Origin of the sequence: Brevundimonas sp. (genome assembly GCF_024711105.1) — a bacterium.
Lineage (GTDB): Bacteria > Pseudomonadota > Alphaproteobacteria > Caulobacterales > Caulobacteraceae > Brevundimonas.
Genome location: NZ_JANJTL010000109.1, coordinates 1 through 7,398 on the forward strand (window position 1 = coordinate 1; position 7,398 = coordinate 7,398).

9 protein-coding genes are annotated in these 7,398 nt (G+C 72.0%); 8 read left to right on the top strand and 1 reads right to left on the bottom strand.

Translation table 11 applies throughout. The features are described from left to right. Nucleotides 1–124 precede the first annotated feature (124 nt). From Q0M60_RS08265 to Q0M60_RS08280, 4 genes are read left to right on the top strand one after another with little or no spacing between them, the layout of a single operon-like run. The gene (locus tag Q0M60_RS08265) at nt 125–1,471 is read left to right on the top strand and encodes a TldD/PmbA family protein (RefSeq protein ID WP_296818175.1); all 1,347 of its coding nucleotides are present in this window, start codon (nt 125–127) and stop codon (nt 1,469–1,471) included. Then, nucleotides 1,468–2,256 carry a 3'(2'),5'-bisphosphate nucleotidase CysQ gene (locus tag Q0M60_RS08270; protein WP_296818161.1) on the top strand — a complete coding sequence of 263 codons (789 nt, stop codon included), beginning with the start codon at nt 1,468–1,470 and terminating at the stop codon, nt 2,254–2,256. Before Q0M60_RS08265 ends, Q0M60_RS08270 begins: the two co-directional genes overlap by 4 nt. An 8-nt stretch (nt 2,257–2,264) precedes the next feature. Further along, nucleotides 2,265–2,501 carry a DUF4170 domain-containing protein gene (locus Q0M60_RS08275; protein WP_296818163.1) on the top strand — a complete coding sequence of 79 codons (237 nt, stop codon included), beginning with the start codon at nt 2,265–2,267 and terminating at the stop codon, nt 2,499–2,501. Further along, nucleotides 2,498–2,692, top strand: coding sequence for a hypothetical protein (locus Q0M60_RS08280; RefSeq protein ID WP_296818165.1), 195 nt, complete (start codon nt 2,498–2,500; stop codon nt 2,690–2,692). Before Q0M60_RS08275 ends, Q0M60_RS08280 begins: the two co-directional genes overlap by 4 nt. Here the strand turns inward: Q0M60_RS08280 and Q0M60_RS08285 are convergent, their stop codons facing one another. Continuing rightward, a complete protein-coding gene (locus tag Q0M60_RS08285; RefSeq protein WP_296818167.1) occupies nt 2,693–3,358 on the bottom strand; it encodes a protein tyrosine phosphatase in 666 nt (221 codons plus the stop codon). Nucleotides 3,359–3,435: 77 nt separating this feature from the next. Between Q0M60_RS08285 and Q0M60_RS08290 the strand changes: the two genes are divergently transcribed. The 4 genes from Q0M60_RS08290 to Q0M60_RS08305 form a co-directional block, all read left to right on the top strand. Beyond that, nucleotides 3,436–5,196: an ABC transporter ATP-binding protein gene (locus Q0M60_RS08290; RefSeq protein ID WP_296818177.1), complete on the top strand. Its 1,761-nt coding sequence runs from the start codon at nt 3,436–3,438 to the stop codon at nt 5,194–5,196. Continuing rightward, nucleotides 5,193–5,870 (top strand): lysophospholipid acyltransferase family protein, encoded by a 678-nt coding sequence (locus Q0M60_RS08295; RefSeq protein ID WP_296818169.1) that lies wholly within the window; start codon nt 5,193–5,195, stop codon nt 5,868–5,870. Before Q0M60_RS08290 ends, Q0M60_RS08295 begins: the two co-directional genes overlap by 4 nt. After that, nucleotides 5,867–7,123 carry a glycosyltransferase N-terminal domain-containing protein gene (locus Q0M60_RS08300; protein WP_296818171.1) on the top strand — a complete coding sequence of 419 codons (1,257 nt, stop codon included), beginning with the start codon at nt 5,867–5,869 and terminating at the stop codon, nt 7,121–7,123. The genes Q0M60_RS08295 and Q0M60_RS08300 overlap by 4 nt, the downstream gene beginning before the upstream one ends. Beyond that, nucleotides 7,120–7,398 (top strand): tetraacyldisaccharide 4'-kinase (locus Q0M60_RS08305; RefSeq protein ID WP_296818173.1); only part of this gene is annotated, 279 nt, incomplete at its 3' end. The genes Q0M60_RS08300 and Q0M60_RS08305, both read left to right, overlap by 4 nt.

Sequence of the window (7,398 nt, forward strand, 5' to 3'; positions counted from 1 at the left end):
GGGCGGCGCCGTGCGGCGCGAGGGCCGCGAGATGCTGCTGCGCCGGGGCGAAGAGTGTCTGCTGCCTCCGAGCGGACGCCGGCGCGGTTGCGGCGTGGGCCTCGCTCGGCCATATCCGGCGGCCATGTCCCAAGCTCCCCAAGCGGCCGACGCCGCCCACGATGTCGTCGCCCGAGCGCTGAAGGCCGGCGCCGACGCGGCCGAGGCCGTCCTCGCCAGCCGCGCCGCCCTGTCCGTCACGGTCCGCCTGGGCGAGCTGGAGGAGGTCGAGCGCGAGGAGAGCCGCGATCTCGGCTTGCGCGTCTTCATCGGCCGGCGCCAGGCCGTCGTCTCGGCCTCTGACCTGTCCGACGCCACGCGCGAGCGCCTCGTTGAGCGGGCCGTGGCCATGGCCCGGCTGGCCCCGGAGGACCCCTACGCCCTGCTCGCGCCCCAGGACCGGCTGGCGGGCCCGAACCGCCCTGACCTCGACCTGTTCGACGCCAACGATCTCGACGCCAAGGCGCTGGAGGCGCGCGCGCTCGAGGCCGAGGCCGCCGCCCGCGCGATCGAGGGCGTGACCAACTCCGACGGCGGCTCGGCCAGCCTGTCGACAGGCGACTGGACCCTGGTCACCTCGCACGGCTTCGTCGGCGCGCATCGCGGCTCGGCCTTCTCGATCTCGGCCAGCGTCATCGCCGAGCGCGACGGCGCCATGGAAAGCGCCGGCGACGGCCGCTCCGCGCGGCACCTGTCGGACCTGCCGTCGCCGGGCGACATCGGCGCCGAAGCCGGTCGCCGCGCCGTGGCCCGTCTGGGCGCCCGCAAGCTGTCCAGCCAGACCGCGCCGGTGATCCTCGAGAACCGGCTGGCGACCCAGATTCTCGGCCCCCTGATCGGCGCCATGGCCGGTCCATCGGTGGCGCGTGGCGTCTCCTTCCTGAAGGACCGCATGGGCCAGCAGATCCTGTCCGACGCCGTGACCCTGATCGACGACCCGCTGCGTCCCCGCGGACTGGGCTCGACCCCCTTCGACGACGAAGGCGTGGCGGTTCAGCGCCGGGCCCTGATCGAGCGGGGGGTGCTGACCACATGGCTGCTGAACACGGCCTCGGCCGCCCAGCTGGGGCTGGAGACCACCGGCCACGCCTCGCGCGGCCTGGCCGGTCCCTCCGGCGTGTCGGGCCACAACCTGCACGTCGAACCGGGCAGCCGCGACCTGACCGGCCTGATGGCTGATGCGGGCAAGGGCTTGCTGGTCACGAGCATGTTCGGCCCTTCGCTGAACCCCAACACCGGCGACTGGTCGGCGGGCGTCGGCGGCTTCTGGTTCGAGGACGGCGCCGTCGCCTATCCGGTCAATGAAGTGACCATCGCCGGCAATCTGCTGGAGCTCTATCAGCGGATCGTCCCCGGCTCGGACCTGGAGTTCCGCTCCTCGAACAACAGCCCGTCCCTGCTGATCGACGGGGTGGCGATCGCCGGCAAATGAGCCCCGACCTCGACCTGCTGATCGAGGCGGCCCAGGAAGCCGGTCGGATCGCCCTGGAGGCCCGCGCCGACGGCCTGAAGATCGAGGCCAAGCCGGGCGGTTCGCCCGTCACCTCGGGCGATCTCGCGGCCAACGCCTTCCTGCAGGGCTTTCTGCGAAAGGCCCGGCCGGACTACGGCTGGCTGTCGGAGGAGACCGCCGACGACCCGGCCCGGATGGAGCGCGAGCGGCTGTTCGTCGTCGACCCCATCGACGGCACCGTGGCCTATATGAAGAACCGGCCCTGGTGGACGGTGGCGCTCTGCGTCGTGAACCAGGAGCAGCCGCTCGCCGCCGTGGTGCATGCCCCCGCGCTGGGCGAGACCTTCGCCGCCGTCGCGGGCCAGGGCGCGACCCTGAACGGCCGGCCGATCCAGGCCTCGGACGTGGACGCGCTGGAGGACGCCTCGGTGCTGGCCGACGCCGCACTCCTGGAAGGGCCCGGCTGGGCCGAGCCGTGGCCCGCTATGCGGCTGGAGCGGCGCAACTCCATCGCCTACCGCATGGCCCTGGTCGGCGCGGGCGGCTTCGACGCGGCCATCGCGCTCGGCCACAAGTGGGACTGGGACGTCGCCGCCGGCGGACTGATCGCCTGCGAGGGCGGGGCGGTGGTGTCGGACCACGCGGGGCGGCCGCACCGCTTCAACCAGCCGATCCCGCGCCAGGCCAGCCTCGTCTGCGCCGCGCCGGCGCTGCACCCGTTGATCATCCGCCGTTGCGCGCCTATTCCGCTCGGCGACGCGTAGGGATTTCCATGAACGACGACGACAAGCAGCTTCTCCACATCGTCATCGGCGGCGAGCTTCGGCACCTGTCCGAGCCGGTGTTCCGCGACCTCTCGAAGGTGGAGTTCGTCGGCGCCTTCCCGAACTACGCCGAGGCCCGCAAGGCCTGGAAGGCGCGCGCCCAGGCGACCGTCGACAACGCCCACATGCGCTACTTCATCCTGCACGCGCACCGCCTCATCGATCCGCGGAGCGACGCCGAGTGAGGGAGATCGGGCCCGAGGAGATCGCGGCCCTCGTCGCCGCCGTCATGGCCCTGGTGGTCTGGTCGTTCCGGCTGCGCGGCCAGAACGCCTGGAACCGCGAGATGAAGCGCCGCCGCGAGGATCGCGAGGCCCGTGAACGTGGCGAAGACCCGCCGCCTCCGCCCCGCAATCCCACAGGGCCCTGGGGCTGACTATTCGCGCCTGAGCAACCGGTCGCTGACCAGCGTGCCCCACCACGACGCCTGGAAGTCCTTCTTCATGGCCACGGGGTCGTAGGCGTCGGACATGACCCAGTCCATGAATGCGATCCCCTGGGACTCGGCCTCGGTAAGGTAGCGCTCGAACATGTAGTCGAGCACGCCCGTCTTGCCCTGACGCACGTGAAGGGTCCGAAAGCCCAGCTCCTTGACCGCCTCGCGGATCGGCTCGCCCAGGTGGAAGTGGCGGTAGAGCACGCTCATGATCCCGGCCCGGTCCGCCCCGGACTTGCAGTGCATCAGGGCGGGGTACTCGATCGTCTGGAACAGCTCCTGGGCGAACATCATCCGCTCACGCGACGGGATTTCGCGCGAGTACATGGTCGCGTCGACCATCCTCAGGCCGTAACGCTCGCAGGCGTCCTTCTCGAGCGCATAGAAGGCGCTGTCGAAGCCACCCCTCAGGTTGATGACCGTCTTCAGGCCACGCCTCGCCCACCACTTGAGCTGAAACGGCCAGGGCTGATTGGCGCGGATCATGTCGGGCCCGATCCAGTGGGCGTTGGAGAAACCGAGCCTCAGGAAGGCGTGGTCGCCCCACAGGAAGTCCCAGTAGGCGCGCGCCCTGCCGGCCGGTGTGGAGAGGTCGTAGGACGCCATGACTGGCTCCCTAGCGCCCCCATCCCCACTTTTGAAGCGCGCTTGACTTCGCAAGCGTGACGTTCGACCGACAGGCCATGAGCCAGACCGGCCCGGAGCGGCCCGTGAAAGCGATCCTGCCGCGCGTCTGGCGGGACTATCTGCGGCGCCGCTGGGGCTCGCTGGCGCTGGCGCTCGCCTCGGCCGCCGCCGCCGCGGGCCTCACCGCCTGGCTGGCCAGCAAGCTGGATCCGGCCGTCCAGAACCTCCTGGTCGACCGCGACCCCCGGGCCCTGATCGTCATTCCCCTGACCATCGCGGCCCTGGCGGTGGCCCGGGGCCTGTTCCAGGTGATCACCGCCGTGCTGGTCAACCGCATCGGTCACCGCATCGTCGGCGACGTCCAGGTCCAGCTGTTCGGCCGCATGATCCGGGCCGATCTCGCCCGGCTTCGCTCCCAGCACTCCGGCGCCTATGTCGCCTCAGTCCTGTACGATGCGAACCTGATCCGCGAGGCCTTCACCCAGGGGGTGGTCAACTACGTCCAGCACGCTTTGATCGTGGTCGCGCTGCTGATCTACCTGCTGTGGCTGGACCCGCTGCTGGCGGCCATCGTCATCGTGGCCGCCCCCGTGGCCGGCGTGGTGCTGCGCCGCTTCGCCAAGCGGACGCGGAAGGCTGCGGCCGGGGCCATGTCCGAGACCTCCGCCCTGTCCACCGCCGTCATGGAGAACCTGGACGGGGTCCGAGTGGTCAAGATGGAAGGCCGCGAGGCCGCCGAGGAAGCCCGCGTCGCCGAGGTGGTGGCGCGCCGCCAGACCCACATCATCAAGGGCGCCAACGCCCGCGCCACCGCGGCGCCGGTGACCGAGACCCTGACCATGATCGTGGTCGCGGCGGTGCTGGCCTATGCCGGCTGGCGCGCGGCCCAGGGCGGCCTGACCGTCGGCGAGTTCACCGCCTTCATCGCCTCGCTCCTCATCGTGTCGCAGTCGCTGCGTCAGCTGGCCAATCTTCAGACGGTGATGAGCGAGGGCCTGACCGCCGCCCAGCGCCTGTTCGCCGCGCTGGACGTCGAGCCCGAAATCCGCGACCGCCCGGGCGCGGCCGAACTGCCGGCCGGCCCCTGCGCCGTCGCGCTCGAAGGGGTTTCCTTCGCCTACGGCGACGCCCCGGCCCTTACCGATGTCAGCCTGGAGGTTCGCCCGGGAGAGAGCGTCGCCCTCGTCGGTCCGTCGGGCGGCGGCAAGTCGACCATCCTCAGCCTCATCCCCCGCTTCTATGACGCCGACGCTGGCAGGGTGGCGATCAACGGCGAGGATGTACGCGACCTGACGATCGACTCCCTGCGCGCTCACATCGCGCTCGTGACGCAGGAACCCTTCCTGTTCGACGACACGGTGGCGGCCAACATCGCCTACGCCCGGCCGGGCGCGAGTCCCGACGAGATCGAACAGGCCGCCCGCGCGGCCGCCGCGCACGACTTCATCACCGCGCTTCCCGAGGGCTACGGGACCCGCGTCGGCGAGGCCGGCGGCCGCCTGTCCGGCGGCCAGCGCCAACGCGTCGCCATCGCCCGCGCCTTTCTGAAGGACGCGCCCATCCTGCTGCTCGACGAGGCCACCTCGGCGCTCGACACCGAGAGCGAGGCTCAGGTCCAGGCGGCGCTGGAGCGGCTGATGGAAGGCCGCGCCACCCTCATGATCGCCCACCGCCTGTCGACGGTGCGCAACGCCGACCGCATCTACGTCATCGAAGGCGGCCGGGTGGCCGAAGTCGGCGATCACGCCGGCCTGGTCCGCGCCGGCGGCCTCTATGCGCGCCTGGCCAAGACCCAGTCCCTGGAAGGCGCGGCGTGAGGCCTCTCCGCTCGCCGTTCGTGCAGGGGCTGCTGTCCCGGCTGCTGGCGGGCTGGCTGCGGCTATGCATCGCCACCACCCGCTGGCGGCACGAGAACCTGGAGGCCGCCGAGGAGACCTGGGCGTCGGGCGGCGGCGCCATCGTCTGCTTCTGGCACTCCCGCATCGCGCTGGCGCCGGCCTGCTGGCCGCTCGACAGGGCGCAGGAGCCGCGCGTCCTGATCTCGCTCTCGCCGGACGGAGAGTTCATCGCCCAGGCCGTATCGCGCCTCGGCTTCCCCGCCATTCGCGGCTCCTCGTCCAAGAAGGCGGCGCTCGACAAGGCGAAGGGCGGGGCGGCCGCCTTCCGCGACGTGCTGCGCTGGATTCGGTCGGGCGGCGGGATTGCGGTGACCCCGGACGGTCCGCGGGGTCCTGCCGAGGAGATGGCCGAGGGCGCCGCCCTGCTGGCCAAGGCTTCCGGAGCTCCGGTCCTGCTCGTCGGTCTGGCCTCCAAGCCGGAGATCGTGCTCGACACCTGGGACCGGGCCCGCGTCCCCCTGCCGTTCGGCCGGGGCGCCATCGTCTGGGACGGCCCGATCATCTGGGAGGAGGGGGCCGACCTCGCGTCCGTCCGCCAGGAATGGGCGGCGCGCCTGTCGGCCGCGACCCGGCGCGCGGAGCAGATGCTGTGAGCCTGGCGCTCGCGCTCTATCGCACGGCCACCGGCCTGGCCGAACCCGTCGCCCGGCTGCTGCTTCGCAACCGCGCCGCCAGGGGCAAGGAGGATCCGGCGCGGCTGGATGAGCGGCTTGGTCTTCCCGCGATGGAGCGCCCGGACGGTCCGCTGGTCTGGGTCCATGGCGCCAGCGTGGGCGAAACCCTGTCGGCTCTGCCGCTGGTCGAGCGTATCGGCCGCGAACGGCCGGGCGTGACCGTCCTCGTCACCTCCGGCACGCGCGCCTCGGCCGATCTGCTGCGGCCCCGCCTGCCCCCATTCGCCATCCACCAGTATGTGCCGGTCGACGCGCCGGGCGCAGCCGCCCGCTTCCTCGACCACTGGCGGCCGGACCTGCTGGTTCTTCTGGAAAGCGAGCTCTGGCCGAACCTGTTGCTGGAGGCGAAGGCGCGCGGCTGCCGGCTGGCGCTGGTCAGCGCCCGCCTCACCGAACATTCCGCCGAGGGCTGGTCGCGCCTGAAGGGCGCCGCGCGACGGCTGCTGTCGGCCTTCGACCTGATCCTGACCCAGGACGACCTCTCGGCGCAGCGGCTCGAGGCGCTGGGCGCGACGGTGCAGGGCCGGGCCAATCTGAAGCTGGTCGGGTCGCCCCTGGGCCACGATCAGGCCGAGTTCGAGCGACTGAGCGCCGCCGTCGGCGATCGCGCGGTCGTCGTCTCGGCCAGCACCCACCTGGGAGAGGAAGCCCTGGCCGACGAGGCCGTGGCGTCCCTGCCGGATCGGCCGCTGCACGTCATCGCGCCGCGCCATCCCGTCCGCGCCGACGCAATCGAGGCCGAGCGCATCACCTCGGGCCGCACGGTCGCCCGCCGCTCGCGCGGCGAGGCCCTGGCGCCCGACGTGGACGTCTATCTGGCGGACACGCTGGGAGAGCTCGGCCTGTTCTTCCGCCTGGCCGATGTTGTGGTGCTGGGCGGCGGTTGGGCCGAAGGCGTCGGCGGCCATAATCCGCTGGAGCCCGCGCGCCTGGGCAAGGCGACCGTCAGCGGGCCGTCTGTGGCGAACTGGCGCGGCGTCTTCGCCGACATGGTCGAGGCCGACGCCGTTCGCCTGGCCGAGCCTTCCCATCTGGCCGAAGTGGTCGGCGATCTGCTCGCCAGTCCCGACGAAGCCTCCGCGCTCGGGGAACGCGGACGGGCCTTTGCGCGTCGTGAGGACGGCGCCCTGGATCGTCTCTGGGCGCAGCTGAGGCATCTGGTTCCCGCATGAAGCTCAACACGCCCCGCTGGTGGTATTCACGGAACGCCCGCCACGGGCGGGTCCTGCGCACCCTGCTGACGCCCGTCTCGGCCCTCTACGCCCGCGAAGGCCGGCGTCGGCTCGCCCAGAAGCAGGGGATCGACCCGGGCGTGCCCGTCATCTCGGTCGGCAACCTGACCGTCGGCGGCTCGGGCAAGACGCCGGTGGCGCGCGAAATCCTCAATGTGCTCGCCAAGGCCGGGGTCGACGGCCATGCCGTCTCGCGCGGCTATGGCGGCAAGGAG